The 21,319-nt window shown below is 57.0% G+C and carries 22 protein-coding genes; 14 read left to right on the top strand and 8 right to left on the bottom strand.

The window, feature by feature from the left end:
• Window positions 1-34: 34 nt before the first annotated feature.
• The gene (locus tag QFI97_RS19625; protein WP_346431827.1) at window positions 35-313 is read right to left on the bottom strand and encodes a hypothetical protein; all 279 of its coding nucleotides are present in this window, start codon (window positions 311-313) and stop codon (window positions 35-37) included.
• Between the two features lie 1,211 nt (window positions 314-1,524).
• On the opposite strand from QFI97_RS19625, the gene bssR reads away from it, so the two are divergent.
• Window positions 1,525-1,908, top strand: a complete 384-nt coding sequence (gene bssR, locus QFI97_RS19620) for a biofilm formation regulator BssR (RefSeq protein WP_095098005.1) — start codon at window positions 1,525-1,527, stop codon at window positions 1,906-1,908.
• 102 nt (window positions 1,909-2,010) lie between these two features.
• Window positions 2,011-3,123 carry a PQQ-dependent sugar dehydrogenase gene (locus tag QFI97_RS19615; protein WP_346431826.1) on the top strand — a complete coding sequence of 371 codons (1,113 nt, stop codon included), beginning with the start codon at window positions 2,011-2,013 and terminating at the stop codon, window positions 3,121-3,123.
• Window positions 3,124-3,125: 2 nt separating this feature from the next.
• On the opposite strand, the gene QFI97_RS19610 is transcribed toward QFI97_RS19615, so the two are convergent.
• Entirely contained in the window at window positions 3,126-3,746 is a 621-nt protein-coding gene (locus QFI97_RS19610; protein ID WP_346431825.1) for a glutathione S-transferase family protein, read from the bottom strand.
• Between the two features lie 256 nt (window positions 3,747-4,002).
• Between QFI97_RS19610 and dacC the strand changes: the two genes are divergently transcribed.
• Complete coding sequence (dacC, locus tag QFI97_RS19605) at window positions 4,003-5,205, top strand: serine-type D-Ala-D-Ala carboxypeptidase (RefSeq protein WP_095095471.1); 1,203 nt, start codon at window positions 4,003-4,005, stop codon at window positions 5,203-5,205.
• 28 nt (window positions 5,206-5,233) lie between these two features.
• On the opposite strand, the gene deoR is transcribed toward dacC, so the two are convergent.
• Both deoR and ybjG read right to left on the bottom strand, forming a co-directional pair.
• Window positions 5,234-5,992, bottom strand: coding sequence for a DNA-binding transcriptional repressor DeoR (gene deoR, locus QFI97_RS19600; protein WP_095095474.1), 759 nt, complete (start codon window positions 5,990-5,992; stop codon window positions 5,234-5,236).
• 120 nt (window positions 5,993-6,112) lie between these two features.
• Window positions 6,113-6,706, bottom strand: coding sequence for an undecaprenyl-diphosphate phosphatase (ybjG, locus tag QFI97_RS19595; RefSeq protein WP_095095477.1), 594 nt, complete (start codon window positions 6,704-6,706; stop codon window positions 6,113-6,115).
• 315 nt (window positions 6,707-7,021) lie between these two features.
• Between ybjG and QFI97_RS19590 the strand changes: the two genes are divergently transcribed.
• Window positions 7,022-8,257, top strand: coding sequence for an MFS transporter (locus QFI97_RS19590; RefSeq protein WP_346431824.1), 1,236 nt, complete (start codon window positions 7,022-7,024; stop codon window positions 8,255-8,257).
• A 44-nt stretch (window positions 8,258-8,301) separates the two neighbouring features.
• Here QFI97_RS19590 and QFI97_RS19585 read toward each other — a convergent pair whose 3' ends face one another.
• On the bottom strand, window positions 8,302-9,114 hold the full coding sequence (locus QFI97_RS19585) for a Cof-type HAD-IIB family hydrolase (RefSeq protein ID WP_095095482.1): 813 nt from the start codon (window positions 9,112-9,114) through the stop codon (window positions 8,302-8,304).
• Complete coding sequence (locus tag QFI97_RS19580; protein ID WP_095095484.1) at window positions 9,114-10,316, bottom strand: MFS transporter; 1,203 nt, start codon at window positions 10,314-10,316, stop codon at window positions 9,114-9,116. The genes QFI97_RS19585 and QFI97_RS19580 overlap by 1 nt, the downstream gene beginning before the upstream one ends.
• A 151-nt stretch (window positions 10,317-10,467) precedes the next feature.
• On the opposite strand from QFI97_RS19580, the gene QFI97_RS19575 reads away from it, so the two are divergent.
• A complete protein-coding gene (locus QFI97_RS19575; protein ID WP_095098008.1) occupies window positions 10,468-11,013 on the top strand; it encodes a TetR/AcrR family transcriptional regulator in 546 nt (181 codons plus the stop codon).
• 288 nt (window positions 11,014-11,301) lie between these two features.
• Here QFI97_RS19575 and QFI97_RS19570 read toward each other — a convergent pair whose 3' ends face one another.
• Window positions 11,302-12,987, bottom strand: a complete 1,686-nt coding sequence (locus tag QFI97_RS19570) for an aspartate:alanine antiporter (RefSeq protein WP_095095512.1) — start codon at window positions 12,985-12,987, stop codon at window positions 11,302-11,304.
• 269 nt (window positions 12,988-13,256) lie between these two features.
• Here QFI97_RS19570 and ybjM point away from each other — a divergent pair, with 269 nt between their 5' ends.
• Entirely contained in the window at window positions 13,257-13,640 is a 384-nt protein-coding gene (ybjM, locus tag QFI97_RS19565; RefSeq protein WP_331835699.1) for an inner membrane protein YbjM, read from the top strand.
• A gap of 6 nt (window positions 13,641-13,646) precedes the next feature.
• On the opposite strand, the gene QFI97_RS19560 is transcribed toward ybjM, so the two are convergent.
• Window positions 13,647-13,910: a GrxA family glutaredoxin gene (locus QFI97_RS19560; RefSeq protein WP_004859945.1), complete on the bottom strand. Its 264-nt coding sequence runs from the start codon at window positions 13,908-13,910 to the stop codon at window positions 13,647-13,649.
• A gap of 205 nt (window positions 13,911-14,115) precedes the next feature.
• Here QFI97_RS19560 and QFI97_RS19555 point away from each other — a divergent pair, with 205 nt between their 5' ends.
• The 8 genes from QFI97_RS19555 to potI all read left to right on the top strand — a co-directional run bounded on the left by QFI97_RS19555 (window position 14,116) and on the right by potI (window position 21,264).
• On the top strand, window positions 14,116-14,406 hold the full coding sequence (locus QFI97_RS19555; RefSeq protein WP_095095517.1) for a YbjC family protein: 291 nt from the start codon (window positions 14,116-14,118) through the stop codon (window positions 14,404-14,406).
• On the top strand, window positions 14,390-15,112 hold the full coding sequence (gene nfsA / locus QFI97_RS19550; RefSeq protein WP_331835697.1) for a nitroreductase NfsA: 723 nt from the start codon (window positions 14,390-14,392) through the stop codon (window positions 15,110-15,112). The genes QFI97_RS19555 and nfsA overlap by 17 nt, the downstream gene beginning before the upstream one ends.
• A gap of 116 nt (window positions 15,113-15,228) precedes the next feature.
• Entirely contained in the window at window positions 15,229-16,131 is a 903-nt protein-coding gene (gene rimK, locus QFI97_RS19545) for a 30S ribosomal protein S6--L-glutamate ligase (protein ID WP_095095523.1), read from the top strand.
• An 88-nt stretch (window positions 16,132-16,219) separates the two neighbouring features.
• A complete protein-coding gene (locus tag QFI97_RS19540) occupies window positions 16,220-16,702 on the top strand; it encodes a type III secretion system chaperone family protein (RefSeq protein ID WP_095095526.1) in 483 nt (160 codons plus the stop codon).
• A 347-nt stretch (window positions 16,703-17,049) separates the two neighbouring features.
• Window positions 17,050-18,162, top strand: a complete 1,113-nt coding sequence (potF, locus tag QFI97_RS19535) for a spermidine/putrescine ABC transporter substrate-binding protein PotF (RefSeq protein ID WP_095095530.1) — start codon at window positions 17,050-17,052, stop codon at window positions 18,160-18,162.
• A gap of 162 nt (window positions 18,163-18,324) precedes the next feature.
• A complete protein-coding gene (potG, locus tag QFI97_RS19530) occupies window positions 18,325-19,458 on the top strand; it encodes a putrescine ABC transporter ATP-binding subunit PotG (RefSeq protein ID WP_095095533.1) in 1,134 nt (377 codons plus the stop codon).
• 10 nt (window positions 19,459-19,468) lie between these two features.
• Window positions 19,469-20,422, top strand: coding sequence for a putrescine ABC transporter permease PotH (potH, locus tag QFI97_RS19525; protein ID WP_331835696.1), 954 nt, complete (start codon window positions 19,469-19,471; stop codon window positions 20,420-20,422).
• Entirely contained in the window at window positions 20,419-21,264 is an 846-nt protein-coding gene (gene potI / locus QFI97_RS19520) for a putrescine ABC transporter permease PotI (protein WP_095095539.1), read from the top strand. Before potH ends, potI begins: the two co-directional genes overlap by 4 nt.
• Window positions 21,265-21,319 lie beyond the last annotated feature (55 nt).

Genomic DNA, 21,319 nt, shown 5'->3' with positions numbered 1-21,319 from the left:
TGGGCGCTGCCCGAACTGCCTTTATACGTCGGGATTAAAGATTGCCGTACAGGCTAATCAGCACATTAATATGTACGGTGAGCGCCAGCATAATCAGCATGGCGATAAGGAACACAATCCCTAACCGCAGCACTCTGATCTTTTGCTCATTGATGCTTAAATCAGAGCAATGGCGGATTTTTTTACGCTGATACAAATACATAAGGCAGAGGGTGACGTAGATAACCGGTGACAGAATATGGAGGTAACTGTATGACCAAAGTAATAATTCACTGGTGCCCATAGCAATGAGCCAGACGAGGATAAATATCATGCTGCTTTCCGTAATAGGTAGAAGATTGGCGTGTTATTTTCTTTTGAAGAAAAAGTAAACTGAAAAAATGACATCGAAGAAAATCCACAGGCCGCTAAGAAAGAGGATGTGCTTGAATGCGCTAATCCAGAAGGTCGCGTCGCGGATAATTCTGTGATCCGCAAAGGGGGCCGCAGAGCTAAAATAGAGCACGTAGATGCTGACGGCCAGCATCAGAACGTTCATTACGATAAATAATGTAAATACGATGCTGCCAGTATGTGTTTTTTTACTATTTTTAAGTTTCATATTCTCTGTCATGGTCAGTGGATAAACAGGTTAATGGTCACCGGCTGATTTTACATTGCAGGCGATCTCAGGTTATTTTATGGGCTATTTAACGGGCGCTATTCTCCCTACGCTACCGGCAGTGGTTCCGCCATTTACGGGCTGTCTTTACAGGTTTCGTGGGAAGGCGCGAGGATTTATCTCTGGCTCCTGATGCCGGTCGTTAATGCTAACGTGGGATGTATCAAAATAATAATCATGATGCGTAACAGGCTCTGAATCCAGAGGGTTTATGAAAATAAAAATGAGTGCTGACAGCACAATTATTATCATCATTATTTTCATAAGAACGCCTGGTATGGTTTATAGGGACCTATATTCTGCTGCGTTGTGCCGGGTATGTATACTGTAAAAATAGTTTTCTCTCTTCCGTTTGCTATCCATTTAGCATCTTGTCCGAATGATGGGCTAATGTTAAATAAAAATAAATCACTATTTATATAGTTGTTAGCAGCTGCGGATGTAAAATATTTACCGGCAGGCCGGGATCGCGGCCTTAATATCCTGCTGATATCCGCAGATGCTTCGCGGATATCCGGTTTATTATGCCCACGGATCTTTTCTTATTTTCCGCCGACGCGGCCGGCGTCTGTTCATATTGCGTCGGGGGAGCGGCTTTTCTCTTACCTCTATATTGGCCGTTTGCTCCCTTTGTGCGCCAGGTTTTGCGCTATATCGCCGCGGTTGCGCTATCGAACCGCTGAGCGGCGCGTCAATGCTCGCCGGATGGCATCCCGGCAGGCGGCGCATTTCGACAGATTTAAACATTATCGCAACATTGTAAATGATGTTAATTAACCGGGAATTATTGACCTCGCGCATGACTTTGCGCAAAAAACGACCATATTATAATTATGGTAATGGACGACAGAGGAGGAACCATGATGACCGTTGACAGACTGTACCGTAACCTTTTGAATAAGCTGATTAATGCTAACATTGATCTCGATGCTTATCTGCAGCTACGCAAAGCTAAAGGCTATATGTCAGTCAGCGAGAACGAGCATCTGCGTGATAACCTGTTTGAGCTTTGTTGTGAAATGCGTGAACACGCGCCGCGATTGCAGCACGCTGTTACGCCGGAGGAAAGGGAAGCTCTTCGCCTTGCGGGTGAATTCGTTGCTTCCGCAGCGGTTTGCCTGATGAGCGGGCATCACGATTGTCCGTCTTATATTGCGGTTAACGTAGAGACGCTAGAACGCTGCCTGGCAGGATTGTCGCTAAACATTCATAAACTGAATGCATCAGCGCCAATAACCCGCGTCTGAATTCAGGGGGGCATGCCCCCCTGCTTAATGTTATGTAAAGCTCCCCCTGCCGATCCCCTTCGCTGGCTACCCTTATTTCATTGCTGATAAAAGGAGTGTGCCATGCGCCAGACCGTCGCCCTGATAGCCCTTACCGCTCTGCTGTTACCTGCCGCCGCCGTCGCCCAGAAGGTGCACGTTGAGGTTTTGCAAAATAAGCTCGAACATCCGTGGGCGCTGGCGTTTCTCCCCGACCGGCAGGGGATACTTATCACCCTACGCGGCGGCGAGCTGAAGCTCTGGCGCCAGGGGGAGGGGCTGTCGCCGGCTATTTCCGGCGTACCTCAGGTGTGGGCCAGCGGGCAGGGCGGGTTGCTGGACGTGGCGCTGGCGCCGGACTTTATCCACTCCCGGAAGGTGTGGCTGAGCTACGCGGAAGCCGGTGACGATGGCAAAGCGGGAACCGCGGCAGGATACGGCCGCCTGAGTGAGGATCGTCGGCGGCTGGAGAATTTTCGGGTGGTCTTTCGCCAGCAGCCGAAGCTCTCCACCGGCAACCACTTTGGCGGGCGTCTGGCGTTTGACGGTAAGGGGCACCTGTTTATTGGCTTAGGGGAGAATAACCAGCGGGCGACGGCCCAGGATCTGGACAAGCTGCAGGGCAAGGTGGTGCGTTTGACCGAGGCGGGAGAGGTTCCGGCGGATAATCCGTTTGTCGGCCGCGCCGACGCAAGGCCGGAGATTTGGGCCTACGGGATCCGTAACCCGCAGGGAATGGCGATCAATCCGTGGAGCGATACCCTGTGGCTCAATGAACACGGCCCGCGCGGCGGGGATGAGCTTAACATCCCGCAGAGAGGTAAGAACTACGGCTGGCCGCTGGCGACGCACGGCATAAATTACAGCGGTCTGCCTATCCCGGAAGCTCAGGGAGCGGCGGTGGACGGAACCGAAGCGCCGCTGTTTGTCTGGAAAACGTCGCCCGCGGTGAGCGGCATGGCCTTCTACGATTCCGCAACCTTCCCCCAGTGGCGGCACAAGCTGTTTATCGGCGCGCTGAAGGACCAGTCGCTGATTGTCCTCGACGTAAAGGGCAATAGCGTCAGCGAAGAGGCGCGAATTCTGCGCGATCGCGGCCAGCGTATCCGCGATGTTCGCGTCGGACCCGATGGCTATCTGTACGTCCTGACCGACGAATCCAACGGCGAACTGCTGAAGGTCAGCCCGCAGAGTTAGCCTCAGGTGACCGGGATCGCCACGACGCTGCGCCAGGCCGGGCGTTCGTTAATCTGCTGATACCAGCGCAGCAGGTTCGGGCGCGGTTGCCAGGTCGTTACGATGGTCATCAGGTTGTAGACGAACGGCGCAACGGCAATATCGCCGAGGCCAAACGACTCGCCGGACAGCCACGGGAATACCGCCAGCTCGGCGTCGAGGATGGCGAAGAGCGCTTCACAGGCGGCGATACCGGCGGCAATCGCCGCAGGGTCGCGTTTTTCCTCCGGCGTTCTCACCAGCCCCATCAATACCGGGCGGTGGGCGGGAGAGAGCGAGCCGTTGGCCCAGTCCATCCATTTGTCGCCCTGCGCCCGCTGGACCGGATCGTCAACCCACAGGCGGTTTTGCCCGTACTGCGCCGCCAGATAGCGAATAATGGCGTTCGACTCCCACAGCACGAGGCCATCGTCTTTCAGCAGCGGCACCAGACCGTTCGGGTTCATCGCCAGATACTCCGCGTCGTGATTCACACCAAACTCCAGCCCCGCCATAATCTGCTGATAGGGAAGGTCCAGCTCTTCCAGCACCCAGCGTACTTTTTTCACGTTAGTCGAATTGTTTCTACCCCATAGCGTAATCATATCGGTTCCCGTCAGTTATTGAGCCGTCGTTGCAGCAAGGTGAGTCATCATGTTGGAATAAAGTTAATATATAGGCAATCGCGATCAAAAAAATTGCTCTGTTTTCAGCAAGACGCGAGGTTATTGAGTAAACTTTAAAAACTTTACCAACTCGCTGTTTCTTTAAGGTCATTTGTACGCTTTACTCACCGGCTGCTGCTGCGCCGATAGAGTGCTGCGGCATATTTTGTTTGGAAAGGATACTTGGGTGGCTCTTATGACGCATGATGCTTTTTCCCTTCGCGGCCTCGCGGCAGGCTGCGCTCTTCTCGTTCTCGTTGCGCCTGCGGTTCAGGCTGCAGAACAACTCCCCGACGCCCCGTCGATTGATGCGCGAGCCTGGGTCCTGATGGACTACGCCAGCGGCAAGGTGCTCAGCGAAGGCAATGCCGATGAAAAACTCGATCCGGCAAGTCTGACCAAAATTATGACCAGCTATGTCGTTGGGCAGGCGCTGAAAGCGGGCAAGATTAAATCTACCGATATGGTGACCGTGGGTCGCGATGCCTGGGCAACCGGCAACCCGGCGCTGCGCGGCTCATCGGTGATGTTCCTCAAACCGGGTATGCAGGTGTCGGTTGAGGATCTCAATAAGGGCGTCATCATTCAGTCCGGCAACGATGCCAGCATTGCGATTGCCGACTATGTCGCAGGAAGCCAGGATGCGTTTGTTAGCCTGATGAACGGCTATGCGCAGAAAATGGGCCTGGCGAATACCACCTTTATGACCGTGCACGGCCTTGATGCGCCGGGTCAGTTCAGTACCGCCCGCGATATGGCGCTGCTGACCAAAGCGATGATCCACGACGTCCCTGAAGAGTACGCTATCCATAAAGAAAAAGAGTTTACCTTCAATAAGATCCGTCAGCCTAACCGTAACCGCCTGCTGTGGAGCTCCAACCTCAACGCCGATGGCGTGAAAACGGGGACCACAACCGGAGCGGGCTATAACCTGGTCTCCTCGGCAACGCAGGGCGACATGCGCCTGATTGCCGTAGTGCTGGGCACCAAAACCGACCGTATTCGCTTTAACGAGTCAGAAAAGCTGCTGACCTGGGGCTTCCGCTTCTATGAAACCGTGACGCCCATTAAGCCGGACGCCACCTTTATCACCCAGCGCGTGTGGTTTGGCGATAGCAGCGAAGCGAAGCTAGGCGCAGGTGAAGCCGGCTCGATTACCATTCCGCGCGGTCAGATGAAGAACCTGAAAGCCAGCTACGCCCTGAAGGATACGCAGCTGACGGCACCGCTGACCAAAGGGCAGGTGGTGGGGACCATCGACTTTAAACTCAATGATAAAACCATTGAGCAGCGTCCGCTTATCGTGATGGAAGCGGTAAACGAAGGCGGCTTCTTTAGCCGAATGATGGACTTCGTGCTGATGAAACTGCACGGCTGGTTCGGCGGCTGGTTCTCATAATCTGCCGGTCGCGCCCTGCGGGGCGCGATCAGTACAGCAGTGAAATCTGTTTTTCCTTCGCCAGCGCCAGCAGATCGTCATCCGGACAGACGTCGCTGGCAATCACGTCAAAACGCGATAAATCGCCCATTCTCGCCGGCCTGACCTTACCGAATTTACTGTGATCCACCACCAGCACGTGGTAGCGCGCGCTGCTCATCGCCCAGTGCTTAACCGGCAGTTCCTCAAGGTTGTAGCAGGTCGCCCCCTGCTCGCAGTCAATTCCCGCCGCCGAGTAGAAGGCGATGTCCGGGCACAGATGGCTCAGGGTATCCTGCAGGCTCAGCGGTTTAAAAATCGCGTTGCTGGCGTGAAACTCGCCGCCGCAGAGGATGGCCCGACAGTGGGGCTTTTCCTGCAGCGCAAGAAAGGTATTCAGCGAATAGCAGACGCCGGTAAACGGCAGGGCGTTATCAATCGCGTCGATGATCCACGGCGTGGTGGTCCCGCAGTCAAAAAAGGCCATCTGGTGGGCTTCAAGCAGGCCGGCAGCGTGGCGGGCGGCGCGGCGTTTTTCATCCACGAGGCGAGTTTTCTGGTCGCTAAGCAGGTAGTGCGTGGCGCTGCGCGGCTCCAGGACGATGTAGCCGCCCAGCAGGACAACGGGCCCATTATGGCCGTTCAGGTCGCGACGGATGGTCATTTCAGAAACGCCCAGCAGCGCTGCGGCTTCTTTTAGATGAAGCTTATCGCTGCGCTTGAGGGCCTGAATAAGCTGGCTGATGCGTTCATCACGACGTGTTTCCATAATCCCTCTAAGCTGAAATCGCCCTGCATTGGCAGGGCGTCAGTGGGCAATTTTACCTGCCTGAAGGAGGTTAGTCACGCGTCTGAAGTGCGCGCCGGGTGAGGGGCCAGGCGGCGCGGGCTATTCGCGGACCCAGCCTTTGCGGATCGGCAGGGAGAAACAGAGGCGGTACAGCCGCTGCAGGTATTGATAGAGCGGACGACCGCCGCTGTGCCACAGCAGCTGCGCGGCCAGGCAGCCGCACATGGCGGTCAGCAGGCCGCCGAGCATGTCCAGCGGCCAGTGAACGCCGAGATAGACCCGAGACCAGGCGATAGCCATCGCTGCGGCCATCAGCGCGATCCCGGCGCCCAGGCGATGCCAGAATAAGAAGGCCAGCGCGAAGGTAAAGCTGATGGTGCCGTGGTTGCTTGGGAACGAGTTATTCGGCGAGTGGTGCAGGAACTGATAGCCGACGTCGGCGGCGAAGGGGCGCTGATGCGGGAAGAGAAGGCCGAAGATCCACGACAGCGTCAGGCTTATTGCCAGGGCCAGCAGCACCTTAAATACCAGCTGGCGCTGGTTCGGTCGCCACAGCCACAGCGCGGCCGTCAGTAAAGGAACAATCAAAATCAAATCTTTGGCGAGCAGGGTGGCCAGCGCAATAGCCCACGACGGTGAGGCGGGGGTGGCGTTGATCGATGCGAACAGCGCGTAGTTGATATTTTCCAGCATACTTTCAGGCTCTTAGGGTCCGATAACAATAAGCCGCCCACCTTAAGAGACGGTGGCGATGAAATAAAGCAGTATTGTCTTAATTATCAGCTTGTTATGATGCGTTTTCGGCTGGCGTCTTCGTTTGCGCGCCGGCTGGAATGAGTATAAGGCCTGTAACCTAATTGAAATATAAACGAAATATAGACAGGGATAATAAAAATGGCGCCGGGCGGGGGAAACGTTGTGCTATTTTTAATTGTCACTCACAATTCACTATCTCCCCGGCAAGACTTTCATTAAACTTTGCGCGATTTTTTCTAAATAAGAGCTTTCATGCAGAATTATTCGCTTTCAGGCAAACGCCTCGGACGGCAGGCGCTGCTTTTTCCGCTGTGCCTGGTTTTATACGAATTCTCCACTTATATCGCCAACGATATGATCCAACCGGGCATGCTCTCGGTGGTCGCCGAGTTTCAGGTCGGTAATGAGTGGGTTCCGACTTCCATGACCGCCTACCTTGCGGGCGGGATGTTTTTACAGTGGCTGCTTGGCCCGCTGTCGGACCGTATTGGTCGCCGCCCGGTGATGCTGACCGGGGTGGTGTGGTTTATCGTCACCTGCCTGGCGACGCTGCTGGCCCAATCCATCGAACAGTTCACGCTGCTGCGTTTTTTGCAGGGCATCAGCCTGTGCTTTATCGGGGCGGTTGGCTACGCGGCGATTCAGGAGTCATTCGATGAGGCGATGTGTATCAAAATCACCGCCCTGATGGCTAACGTCGCGCTGATTGCGCCGCTGCTCGGGCCGCTGGTCGGCGCGGCCTGGGTCCACATCCTGCCGTGGGAAATGATGTTCGTGCTGTTTGCCGTGCTGGCGGCCGTCGCCTTCTTCGGGCTGCAGCGGGCGATGCCGGAGACCGCCACCCGCATGGGCGAGAAGCTGTCGATGAAAGAGCTGGGCCGTGATTATGGCCTGGTGCTGAAAAATCTGCGCTTTGTCGCCGGGGCGCAGGCTACCGGTTTTGTTAGCCTGCCGCTGCTGGCGTGGATTGCCCAGTCGCCGGTCATTATTATCAGCGGTGAGCAGGCGACCAGCTATGAGTACGGTCTGCTGCAGGTGCCGGTGTTTGGCGCGCTGATTGCCGGTAATCTGGTGCTGGCGCGGCTGACCTCCCGACGCACGGTACGCTCGCTGATTATCCTCGGCGGCTGGCCGATTATGCTTGGTCTGCTGCTCTCCGCGGTGGCGACGGTGGTATCGACCCACGCCTATCTGTGGATGACCGCCGGCCTGAGCGTCTATGCCTTCGGAATTGGCCTGGCTAACGCCGGCCTGGTTCGCCTGACGCTGTTTGCCAGCGACATGAGCAAAGGGACGGTGTCGGCGGCGATGGGGATGCTGCAAATGCTGATCTTCACCGTCGGGATTGAAGTCAGCAAACACGCTTATGAGCTGGGGGGCAGCGGGATGTTCAGCCTGTTTAACCTGCTAAGCGGCGTGCTGTGGCTGGCGATGATTATCTATTTTCTGCACGATAAAAGCGTCGGTAGCGGCAACGATCCGCAGTAAATCATGCTGGTAATCCCGGGTGCGGCGTCTCACCCGGGAAAGCGTCAGGCGAACGGCGCTTCGCGATTCAGCACCTTATCGATAATATGCAGCACCCCTTCCTCATTGTTATGCGGCGCGTTGTAACCGGCGACGGCTTTTACCGGCGCGGCGGCGTTGGCCATGGCATAACCGAATCCGGCGTGTTGCAGCATTTCAATATCATTCCCGCTGTCGCCAAAGGCGACGACCTGATGATTTTCAATCCCCCAGCGTTCCTGCAGGATGCGCAGGCCGTTGGCCTTGTGCACGCCAGGCATAATCAGGTCGATGCTGCCGTAGCCGGTGGCGACGGCGTTGACCATCCCGCCTAGCGCCGCATGCAGCTTTGGCTGCATCTCGGGGATCAGATTATCGGGCACGTTAAGGCCAAATTTCAGGATCGCATCGTCGAGGTTATTGAAGTCATCCACCAGTTCAAGGCGATGATAATACTTCGCCGCGACCGCTTTTAGCTCATCGTTGTATCGATTGAGCGTATAGGCGCTGCGCTTGCCGCAGGCGATAATTTCAATTTCCGGCAGCGTCTGCAGAAAGTCGATGACCGCGTGAAAGTGATCTTTCGGCATCTGGCAGTTAAATACGTCATCTCCGGCGTTGACCACCCAGCCGCCGTTTTCGGCGACGAAGGCAATCTCATTGGCCACTTCGGGGAAAAACGAAATCAGCTGGTAGTACTGGTTGCCGCTGGCGACGACAAAGCGGATATCCTGCTCGCGCATCCGCCGATACTGGCTGAGAAAACGCTGGCGATTATAGGTTTTGGCATCGCTTAAAAAGGTACCGTCCATATCTACCGCAATTAGTTTGATGCTCATTAACTGTTCTCCATTACAGGTTCAGGCTGCGGCCTGGCCACCGCCCGAGCGACCAGAGCCGCCACCATGACCAGCCCCAGCACCACCATCATGGCGCTGCGCAGGCCGAAATGTTCGCCGAGGAAGCCCAGCAGCGGCGGCCCGACGAGGAAGGCGAGGTAGCCGGTTATCGCCACCACGCTGACGCGCTTCGGCGCATCCGGCCCGGTGTCGCTGGCGGCCGAAATGGTCAGCGGGAAACCGAGCGACGCGCCGAGCCCCCAGAGCAGCACGGAGATCCCGGCGACCCACGGATTATCAACAAAAATAATCAGACCAATGCCCAGCGCGCCCATTACCGCGCTGGCGCGAACCACCGTCACCCGGCTGTAGCGGTCAATGAACCAGCCGCCGGTAAAGCGGCCAACGGTCATCCCGAGGGTGAATCCGGCGTAAATTAAGGAGCCTGAGGTTGGGCTAAAGCCGTGACCATCCACCATCAGCAGAGGCAGCCAGTCGTTGGCGGAGCCTTCGGCGAACGCCATTGCCAGCACCACGACGCCAATCAGCAGCAGCTGAACGTCGCGCCAGACCGGCAGGCCTTTTTCCCCCTGCTGAGCGGCCTCGGCGGCATTTTTCCCGGTGCCATCAGGGATGGCGCGAATGGCTATCGCAATTGGCGCGATGGCCACCAGCGCGGCCAGCAGAATGTGCGGCGCGGCGGGCAGGCCAAAGCCGGTGACCGCCATACCTATACCGGCGCCGATCAGGGTGCCGAAGCTGTAGAAGCCGTGCATCATCGGCAGCACGGTTTTATTCATTTCGCGTTCGACGGCGGCGCCTTCAACGTTAATCGCCACTTCTGCCGAACCGAAGCTGGCGCCGAAAATCGCCAGCCCGATGGCAAACAGGGTCGCCGAAGTGAACCACAGCGCCACGCTCAGCACCGCCATGCCCACCACCGCGCAGGACATGGTGGTACGAATAACCTTGCGGGTGCCGAAACGTTTAACCAGCCACGCCGAGCAGAGAATGCCGCTCATCGAGCCAATCGACAGGCCAAACAGGACGATGCCCATTTCCGCCGTCGATAGCGCCAGCAGATCGCGGATTGCCGGCGTGCGCGTGGCCCACGAGGCCATTAGTAATCCGGGGATAAAGAAGAACATAAATAGCGCCCATAGCCGAAGCTGGAGGGCTCTGCGGGAGTTTTGCGCTGTCATCCGTAAACGCCAGTGAATGAGAAGATGCAGACAACACTAGCAAGTTTGTGTACATTTGTACATACACCGGATAGCCTTCAGGTTAGCGAATTGTTGGCTATCGTTATTCCCATCATGACCTGTGAATGGGGCGCAATGAAAAGAGATGAATATGGCCCGTCGACCGAACGATCCCCAGCGTCGGGAGCGCATTTTGAACGCGACCCTGGACACGATTGCCGCCCACGGTATTCATGCGGTCACGCATCGTAAGATTGCCTGCTGCGCCGAAGTCCCGCTGGGTTCGCTGACCTACTATTTCAGCGGTATAGATGCGCTGATTGAGGAGGCGTTTTGCATTTTTACCGCCGAGATGTCCGCTCAGTATCAGCAGTTTTTCGCCGGAGTGAGCAATCGCGATGAGGCCTGTGACGCCATCGCCGATCTGATTTTTAGCGCCCAGGTGACCACCGCGCGGAACATGGAGCTGATGTATCAGCTGTATGCCTTCTGCAGCAGCCAGCCGGCGCTAAAGGCGGTGATGCAAAGCTGGATGCAGCGCAGCCAGCAGACGCTGGAGCAGTGGTTTGAACCGCAAACCGCCCGCGGGCTGGATGCGTTTATTGAAGGCATGACGCTGCATTTCGTTACCGACAGCGCGCCGCTCTCAAAAGAGGCCATTCGCCTGATGGTCGGCCGCCTGGCCGGGGAAGCGTAGCGCCGCCGAAGATCTGTCTTTAGATAAGACAGCTTCTGTCCCGTTAGCGCAAAACTATGGGTAATAAACGTCATGATGCAAACCGCCGTCGGCGCTGTAAACGGACGATTGAGGGCGGAGTGATTCAGGATGGGGAATTTCAGGCAACAAAAAACCCATCAACCTTGAACCTAAGTGGCGGGGTTGATGGGCTCCACAAAATGGGGACATCAAAGAAAAGCAGTGGCACTACTTATGACTGATGCCCGTGAGAAAAGTTCTGCCAATGCGCATTTTTTTCGCAAAAATTTACTGAAGCCCCGGCCAGATGATGACAATCAGCGTCCCGGCGAGGGTCAGCAGCACGTTGGCTATCGCATAGGTCCCCGCATATCCCAGCGCCGGAATGTTGCTGCGCGCGGTGTCGCTGATAATCTCCATCGCCGGCGCGCAGGTTCTGGCCCCCATCATCGCGCCAAACAGCATTGCGCGGTTCATGCGCAGGACGTAGGCGCCGAACAGGAAGCAGATCACTACCGGCACCAGGCTGACGATCAGGCCCGCCGCCAGCATCTGTCCGCCGACGGCGCCGAGGCCGTGGCCAATCCCGGCGCCGGCGCTCAGGCCGACCCCGGCCATAAAGACCATCAGGCCGAACTCTTTCACCATATTCAGCGCCCCCTGCGGGATATAGCCGAAAGTCGGGTGGTTGGCCCGCAGGAAACCGAGCATGATCCCGGCAAACAGCAGCCCTGCGGCGTTGCCGATGCCGAAGCTGAACGAGCTGAACTGGAAGGTGATCATGCCGATCATCAGGCCGACGATGAAAAAGGCGCAGAAGGCGAGCAGGTCGGTGACCTGGCTGTGGATGGAGATAAAGCCGATGCGGTCCGCCACGGTTTTTACCCGGCGCGCGTCGCCGCTGACCTGCAGAACGTCGCCTTTGTTGAGCACCACGTTATCGTCGATAGGCATTTCAATCTGGCTGCGGATCACGCGGTTTAAGAAACAGCCGTGATCGGTCAGCTTCAGCTGGGCGAGACGGCGGCCCACCGCATTGTGGTTTTTGACCACAATCTCTTCGGTGACGATGCGCATATCCAGCAGGTCGCGGTCGAAGACCTCCTTGCCGTTACGGAAGCTAGGGTCAAGGCGGGCGTGGGCATCCGGGTAGCCTACCAGCGCGATATCATCCCCTTTTTGCAGTACCGCATCGCCGTCCGGGTTAGCCAGAATACCGTTACGCCGAATACGTTCGATATAGCAGCCGGTCTGGCGGTAGATCCCCAGCTCGCGCAGATTTTTGCCGTCCGCCCAGGCCACCAGCTCCGGGCCAACGCGGTAGGCGCGGATCACCGGCAGATAGACCTTACGCTTAGAGTCAGTATCCAGCCCGCGCTCACGGGCAATCTGCTGGGCGCTGGTTTGCAGATCCTGATGCTGCAGCTTGGGCATATAGCGCGCGCCGACGATCAGGCTGACCAGGCCAACCAGATAGGTCAGGGCATAGCCGAGGCTCAGATGGTCGAGCGAAAGCGCCAGCTGGTCGGCCGGTAGACCAAAGTGGCGCAGCGTATCGCCCGCGCCGACCAGCACCGGCGTTGAGGTCATTGCGCCGGCGAGCATCCCGGCGGTCAGGCCGATATCCCAGCCGAAGAGTTTACCCAGCCCTAAGGCCAGCAGCATCGCGCTGCCAACCATCACCAGGGCGAGCATCAAATAGTTTTTCCCGTCGCGGAAAAAAATAGAAAAAAAGTTGGGGCCGGCTTCGACGCCGACGCAAAAAATAAACAACATAAAGCCCAGATTCAGCGCATCAGTGTTAATACTGAAATGCTGCTGGCCTAATAATAAGGAAACTACTAAAACGCCAATGGAATTACCAAGTTGTACTGACCCGAGGCGCAGTTTCCCGAGACAGAGACCGAGTGCAAGGACAACGAATAATAACAGGATGTAATTCCCGTTTAACAAATCTGCGACGTTTATATTCACGAAAACCAACTTCTCATTTACTAGTAAGTTGTTGAAGGAAATGGTTATTTGGTCTAAGGTTGCTTCAGTGTTCGCGTTGTCCCGAACCCTATTCTGGCATCCCGTTATAACCGGCAAAAATATAGTCGACAGTTTAATCCTTCCTGGATGCTGCGGCTAGTCACAATCGTATTTACGCCATCGGGAGCCTTTATTGGCATGGATTGCCAGAATGCTTTATCTGACTGGGCTAATTGGAAGTGGGTTAGAGGCAGAATCAGGAGGATGTTGTGAAAGCTGAGCGTGCTTGGGCGGGTGTCGCCTGCGGGTTCTTTCTGTTTATCGTGGTCTGTTTATTGCTGTTATTACATATGAAAGGCGCCTTTCGGGCTGGCGGTAACCCTGAGCTCGGGCTGCTGCTTTTTTTGCTGCCCGGCGCGCTGGCGAGCTGTCTCTCTCCGGGACGGCGCGTGCTACAGCCGCTGGTCGGCGCAATTCTGGCGGCGCCGGTTTGCCTGGCGATAATGCGGATTTTTTTCGTTACTCAGCGGACGTTCTGGCAGGAGCTGGCGTGGCTGTTTAGCGCGGTATTCTGGTGTGCGCTCGGCGCGCTGTGCTCTTTGTTTATCTGCGTCTGGCTCGATACCAGACGCAGCAACTCATCAGAGCAATGAACCGGCTCAGGCAAACAGGCCGAGGTTCTCTTTGGCCCAGGCTTCAAAGTCGGTGCAGCCGCCGATATGCTTCTGATCGACGAAAATCTGCGGCACGGTCTCAACCGGTTTACCTACGGTCTTTTCCAGATCGCTTTTGCTGATGCCCTCAGCGTGAATATCAACGTAGCGATAGTTAAAATCGTCGCGCTCGTTGGTCAGTTTTTCTGCCAGCTCTTTGGCACGTACGCAATATGGGCAACCTGGACGACCAAAAATTACGGTAAACATTATTTCTCTCCTTAAATCTCAGCCGGATGGCGAATGGGGCCTATGATGCCGCGTTCTGCCGGTGAGTAAAAGAAGGTTCTGCCTTTTGCTTTGATGGTTTAAGGCTATGTTTGATAAATGACTTTGCTTTTGAACCGTTATACTGACTCTGTTGTGCAACGATTTTTTGCTTCGCCGCGCGAAACCCACGGACCGGAGGAGAGTTATGCGATCGCCCGCTGCGTTACCCAAAAGCGTTCTGCTGGTAGAGATCGTCGGCATCGTGCTGCTGACGCTGGCCTGGCTCTCGCTTAATCAGTACCTGCATCTGCCGGCGCCTTTTGCCAGCCCAACCGCGGCGCTGATCATGATTTTTGTCGGCGTGCTGCTGATGATCCCGGCCGCGATAGCGCTGGTGTGGCGGATGGCGAAGATCGTTGCGCCCCAGCTAACCGAAAGCAAAAAAACACCTTCTTCATTGTCAGACAGAGAAAAACGAGATGACGCCGACCATTGAGCTGCTGCGTAGCCACCGCTCCATTCGCCACTTTACCGACGAACCCATTAGCGACGAACAGCGCGCGGCGATTATTGCCAGCGCGCAGGGAGCTTCCAGCTCCAGCTTTTTACAATGTACTTCGATTATTCGTATTACCGACCCGTGCCTGCGCGAGCAGCTGGCGGCGATGAGCGGCGGCCAGCAGCACGTCGCGCAGGCGGCGGAGTTTTGGCTATTCTGCGCCGACTTTAACCGTCTGCTGCAAATTTGCCCGGATGCCCAGCTGGGCCTGGCGGAGCAGCTCCTGCTCGGCGCCGTCGATACCGCGATGCTGGCGCAGAACGCGCTGGTGGCCGCGGAGTCGCTGGGCCTTGGCGGCGTCTATATCGGCGGCATCCGCAACAGCATTGAGGCGGTGACCGAGCTGCTGCAGCTGCCGCAGCACGTCCTGCCGCTGTTTGGGCTGTGCCTCGGCTGGCCGGCCGATAATCCTGACGTCAAGCCGCGCATGCCAGCGGCGATGCTGGTCCATGAAAACGGCTATCAGCCGGTCGATGACGACGTGCTGGCACAGTATGACGAGCAGATGGCGCAGTACTACCGGTCGCGCGGCAGCAACGCGCGCCGGGATACCTGGAGCGACCATATCCGCCGCACCATCATCAAAGAAAGCCGGCCGTTTATTCTCGACTATCTGCATAAGCAGGGATGGGCAACGCGCTGATTGCGTGTAAACTGCACCCGGTCTGGCATCCGGGTGTTCCGCCAGGCCAGCGCTAATGTTGCGACTTGTCAGCTATCAACGGCCCGCCTGAACGGGTCTTTTTGCCGAGGTGCAGGGTGAAAATTGCCATATTATCCCGGGACGGGACGCTGTACTCATGTCGTCGCCTGAGTGAAGCCGCGCATAAATGCGGCCACCAGGTCGAAATCCTCGATCCGCTCTCCTGCTATATGAACGTCAGCCCGGTGGCCTCATCGATTCACTATAAAGGCCGCCAGCTGCCGCATTTCGATGCCGTGATCCCGCGCATCGGCTCGGCAATTACCTATTACGGCACCGCCGCGCTGCGTCAGTTCGAGCTGCTGGGCAGCTATCCGCTGAATGAATCTGTCGCCATTACCCGCGCGCGCGACAAGCTGCGTTCGCTGCAGCTGCTGGCGCGTCAGGGGATCGACCTGCCGCTGACCGGTATTGCCCACTCCCCGGATGACACCAGCGACCTGATCGCTATGGTCGGCGGCGCGCCGCTGGTGGTCAAGCTGGTCGAAGGCACGCAGGGAATCGGCGTGGTGCTGGCAGAGACCCGTCAGGCGGCGGAGAGCGTGATTGACGCCTTCCGCGTGCTGAACGCCCATATTCTGGTGCAGGAGTATATCGCCGAGGCGAAAGGGCGGGATATTCGCTGTCTGGTGGTGGGGGATGAGGTCGTGGCGGCGATTGAGCGGCGGGCGAAAGAGGGCGATTTCCGCTCCAACCTGCACCGCGGCGGCGTTGCAACGGTGGCGACGATTAGCGAGCAGGAGAGAGCGATCGCCATTAAGGCGGCGAAAACGCTCGGTCTGGACGTTGCCGGGGTCGATATCCTGCGCGCCGACCGCGGGCCGCTGGTGATGGAAGTTAACGCCTCGCCGGGTCTTGAGGGCATCGAAACGACTACCGGCGTTGATATCGCCGGGCATATGGTGGCCTGGATTGAGCGGCAGGCGACGCCGGAATTCTGTCTGAAAATGGGCGGATAGCGCGCATTGATGACACTTTCATGGTATGCGCCGCGTTTTTTGCGTAAGCTATGACGTCGTTTTTCCACAGCAAGAGGTTACAGGTCATATGGATTCACTGGTCGTTCCGGGTCTTGATACGTTACGTCACTGGCTCGACGAATTAGGCATCAGCTTTTTTGAGTGTGATTCCTGCCAGGCATTGCACCTGCCGCACATGCAGAACTTCGACGGCATTTTTGACGCCAAGCTCGATCTGGTGGATAACGTGGTGCTCTTTTCCGCGCTGGCGGAGGTGAAGCCGTCGGCGCTGCTGCCGCTCGCGGCGGATCTCTCGGCGATTAACGCCAGCTCGCTGACCGCCAAAGCCTTCCTCGATATCCAGGACGATAATCTGCCCAAGCTGGTGGTTTGTCAGGCGCTGCCCGTTGGCGTCGGCATTACCGTCGATCAGTTCGGCTGGTTCTTCCGCCTGGGCGAAGAGCAGATCTCTATGATTATCCTCGAAGCCGCGGCCAATCAGCTGCTGTATAAAGCCGATGAGGAAGAGGATCTCGCGGTGCAGGAGGTTCAGCACCATTTTCTTCACTAGCCCCGTCGATGAATAGCGCAGCCACTGCCAGAGCGGCTGCGTATTACACGCTTTTATTCTGCTTTTAACCCGCCGTTAAAGAATTTTTCACCGCCATTCTGCCGCTTTCGGCTTATCACATAGACCCATATTGCATAAAAAATTGATAAAAGGCGTTATTTTACCTGGGCTATAGCCTCTTATTCTGGCTACAGTTATTCTGACGCTGCTTCCAGTTGCGGGCAACCATTCCGGGAGAGGTCCTCTCTCCTTTTCTTAGACAATGAAAAAATATGCATGATTTTTGCATGCGGATAATTGCGTATATTAAGTCCGTTGTTAACGGGCATTGAGAAGGAATAAGAGATATGACCGCCTTTGGTAAAAAATGGTTAACAGGTTTGGTGACTGGCGCGCTGATGGCCGTCTCTGCCGGTTCGCTCGCCGCTGAACAGAAAACCCTGCACGTTTACAACTGGTCTGACTATATTGCCCCGGACACGGTGGCCGATTTTGAAAAAGAGACCGGCATTAAAGTGGTGTACGACGTTTTTGATTCCAACGAAGTGCTGGAAGGCAAACTGATGGCGGGCAGCACCGGTTTTGACCTGGTGGTACCGTCAGCCAGCTTCCTTGAGCGCCAGCTGGCGGCGGGCGTGTTCCAGCCGCTGGATAAAAGCAAGCTGCCTAACTGGAAAAACCTCGATCCGGAAGTCTTAAAGCTGGTGGCGAAGCACGACCCGGATAACAAATATGCGATGCCGTATCTGTGGGCTACCACCGGTATTGGCTATAACGTCGATAAAGTGAAAGCCATCCTGGGTAAAGACGCGCCGCTGGATAGCTGGGATCTGGTGCTGAAGCCGGAAAACCTCGAAAAACTGAAAAGCTGCGGCGTCTCCTTCCTCGATGCGCCGGAAGAGATTTTTGCAACCGTGCTCAACTACCTCGGCAAAGATCCGAACAGCATGAAGGCCGATGACTATACCGGTCCGGCGACCGACCTGCTGCTCAAGCTGCGGCCGAACATCCGCTACTTCCACTCCTCGCAGTACATCAACGACCTGGCCAACGGCGATATCTGCGTCGCGATCGGCTGGGCGGGCGACGTATGGCAGGCCGCAAACCGGGCAAAAGAGGCGAAAAATGGCGTGAACGTCTCCTACTTTATTCCGAAAGAGGGGGCGATGGCGTTCTTCGATGTCTTTGCGATGCCGGCAGATGCTAAGAATAAAGATGAGGCTTATCAGTTCCTTAACTATCTGATGCGCCCTGAAGTCATCGCTAAGATTAGCGATCAGGTGTACTACGCCAACGGCAACAAGGCCTCAACGCCGCTGGTCAGCGAAGCCATCCGCAGTAATCCGGCGATTTATCCGCCGGCCGACGTGTTCGCCAAGCTGTTCACCCTGAAGGTTCAGGAGCCGAAAATCGACCGCGTGCGCACCCGCGCGTGGACCAAGGTAAAAAGCGGGAAATAAAATCTGATGGCCCGGTTCGCCGGGCCTGACCAGGTGACGAGTAGCCGGAGTATTGCAGTATGCCCGGCTAAAAAAACGCACCAGGATGGTGCGACTGCACGAAAAGAATGATGTATGGCAACCGGGCCATACGGTGGTGAGTTTTTGCCGGAGAGCGCTTAAGTGAATGACCTAATTTCCCGCCCACAAATGAAAACCCCTAAGGCGCTGACCCCGCTGCTGGAAATCCGTAACCTGACCAAATCGTTCGATGGGCAGCACGCCGTCGATGACGTCAATCTCACTATTTATAAAGGCGAAATCTTCGCTCTGCTGGGCGCATCCGGCTGCGGGAAATCAACGCTGCTGCGCATGCTGGCTGGCTTCGAGCAGCCTACCGCCGGGCAGATTGTGCTGGATGGCGTCGACCTGTCGCGCGTCCCGCCGTACCAGCGGCCGATCAACATGATGTTTCAGTCCTACGCGCTGTTCCCCCATATGACGGTGGAGCAGAACATCGCCTTTGGCCTGAAGCAGGACAAGCTGCCGAAGGCCGAAATCACCAGCCGGGTGCAGGAGATGCTGGCGCTGGTGCATATGCAGGAGTTTGCGAAACGCAAGCCGCACCAGCTGTCCGGCGGCCAGCGCCAGCGCGTGGCTCTGGCCCGTAGCCTGGCAAAACGGCCGAAGCTGCTGCTGCTCGACGAGCCGATGGGCGCGCTGGATAAAAAGCTGCGCGACCGGATGCAGCTGGAGGTGGTGGACATCCTCGAACGCGTGGGGGCGACCTGCGTGATGGTGACCCACGATCAGGAAGAGGCGATGACTATGGCCGGGCGTATTGCGATTATGAATCGCGGTAAGTTCGTGCAAATCGGCGAACCGGAGGAGATCTACGAGCACCCGACGACCCGCTACAGCGCGGAGTTTATCGGCTCGGTCAACGTCTTCGAAGGGCTGGTGCAGGAGCGGCTGGAAGATGGTCTGGTGCTCAACTCGCCGGGGCTGGTGCATCCGCTCAAGGTCGACCCTGATGCTTCCATCGTCGATAACGTGCCGGTCTGGGTCGCCCTGCGTCCGGAGAAAATCATGCTCTGCGACGAGCCGCCGGCGGATGGCTATAACTTTGCCGTCGGTGAGGTGATCCACATTGCCTACCTCGGCGATCTGTCTATCTACCACGTGCGCCTGCAAAGCGGGCAGATGCTCAGCGCTCAGCTGCAGAATGAACATCGTCATCGCAAAGGCTCGCCAACCTGGGGTGATGAAGTCCGTTTATGCTGGGACGCGGACAGCTGCGTCGTTCTGACGGTGTAAGGAGAGGGCGATGAGTATATTAGAACCACCGGCAGGGGCGAAAAAGCCGGGCGGCGTGACGCCGTGGCTGACGCGCCTGCAAATGGCCCACGGCCGCAAGCTGGTGATTGCGCTGCCGTATCTGTGGATGACGCTGCTGTTTCTGCTGCCGTTCCTGATCGTCTTTAAAATAAGCCTCGCAGAGATGGCGCGGGCTATACCGCCCTATACCGACCTGCTGGAGTGGGCCGACGGTCAGCTGACGGTCACCCTTAATCTGGCGAACTTCCTGCAGCTAACCGACGATCCGCTCTACTTTGAGGCCTATCTGCAGTCGCTGCAGGTGGCCGGGATCTCAACGTTCTGCTGCCTGCTGCTGGGCTATCCGCTGGCGTGGGCGGTGGCGCACAGCAAGCCGTCAACGCGCAATATCCTGCTGCTGCTGGTGATCCTGCCGTCGTGGACCTCGTTCTTAATCCGCGTATATGCGTGGATGGGGCTGCTGAAAAGTAACGGCGTGCTGAATAACTTTCTGCTGTGGCTGGGGGTCATCGACCAGCCGCTGGAGATTCTGCACACCAACCTGGCGGTCTATATCGGCATTGTTTACGCCTACCTGCCGTTTATGGTGCTGCCCATTTATACCGCGCTGACGCGGATCGACTACTCGCTGGTGGAAGCGTCGCTGGATCTGGGCGCCCGCCCGTTGAAAACGTTCTTCCAGGTGATCGTGCCGTTGACCAAAGGCGGGATTATCGCCGGTTCGATGCTGGTCTTTATTCCGGCCGTGGGCGAGTTTGTTATTCCGGAACTGCTCGGCGGCCCGGACAGCATCATGATCGGCCGCGTGCTGTGGCAGGAGTTCTTTAACAACCGCGACTGGCCGGTGGCTTCGGCGGTGGCCATTGTGATGCTGCTGCTGCTGATCGTACCGATTATGTGGTTCCACAAGCATCAGCAAAAACAGATAGGGGAACACGGATGAGTGATTTGCCGGTAGTACGTTCGCCGTGGCGAATTTTGATCCTCGTGATTGGGTTTACCTTCCTGTATGCGCCGATGCTGATGCTGGTGATCTACTCGTTCAACAGCTCGAAGCTGGTGACCGTGTGGGCCGGCTGGTCAACGCGCTGGTATAGCGTGCTGTTCCACGACGATGCGATGATGAGCGCCGTGGGTCTTAGCCTGACTATCGCCACCTGCGCGGCAACGGCGGCGGCGATCCTCGGGACTATCGCCGCGGTGGTGCTGGTGCGCTTCGGCCGCTTTCGCGGATCGAACGGCTTTGCGTTTATGATCACCGCGCCGCTGGTGATGCCGGATGTCATTACCGGCCTGTCGCTGCTGCTGCTTTTCGTCGCGCTGGGACACGCGATTGGCTGGCCGTCGGATCGCGGTATGCTGACCATCTGGCTGGCGCACGTGACCTTCTGTACCGCCTACGTCGCGGTGGTGATTTCGTCGCGGCTGCGCGAGCTGGATCACTCCATCGAGGAGGCGGCGATGGATCTGGGCGCCGCGCCGCTGAAGGTGTTTTTCATCATCACGCTGCCGATGATCATGCCGGCGGTGATTTCCGGCTGGCTGCTGGCGTTCACCCTGTCGCTGGACGATCTGGTGATTGCCAGCTTTGTTTCCGGCCCTGGCGCCACCACGCTGCCGATGCTGGTCTTCTCCAGCGTGCGCATGGGCGTCAATCCGGAAATCAACGCCCTGGCGACGCTTATCCTCGGCGTGGTCGGGATTGTTGGTTTTATCGCCTGGTATTTGATGGCCCGCGCAGAAAAGCAGCGAGTACGCGATATCCAGCGTGCAAGACGCGGCTGAAGCCCCTAAAATCGATAGCAAGACCTGGTGCCGGCGTCGCGATTGCGCGACGCCG

This window comes from Klebsiella scottii (genome assembly GCF_036561945.1).
Lineage (GTDB): Bacteria > Pseudomonadota > Gammaproteobacteria > Enterobacterales > Enterobacteriaceae > Klebsiella > Klebsiella scottii.
The sequence above is the reverse complement of the archived record's forward strand: the minus strand, read 5'-3'. Positions and strand labels throughout refer to the sequence as shown.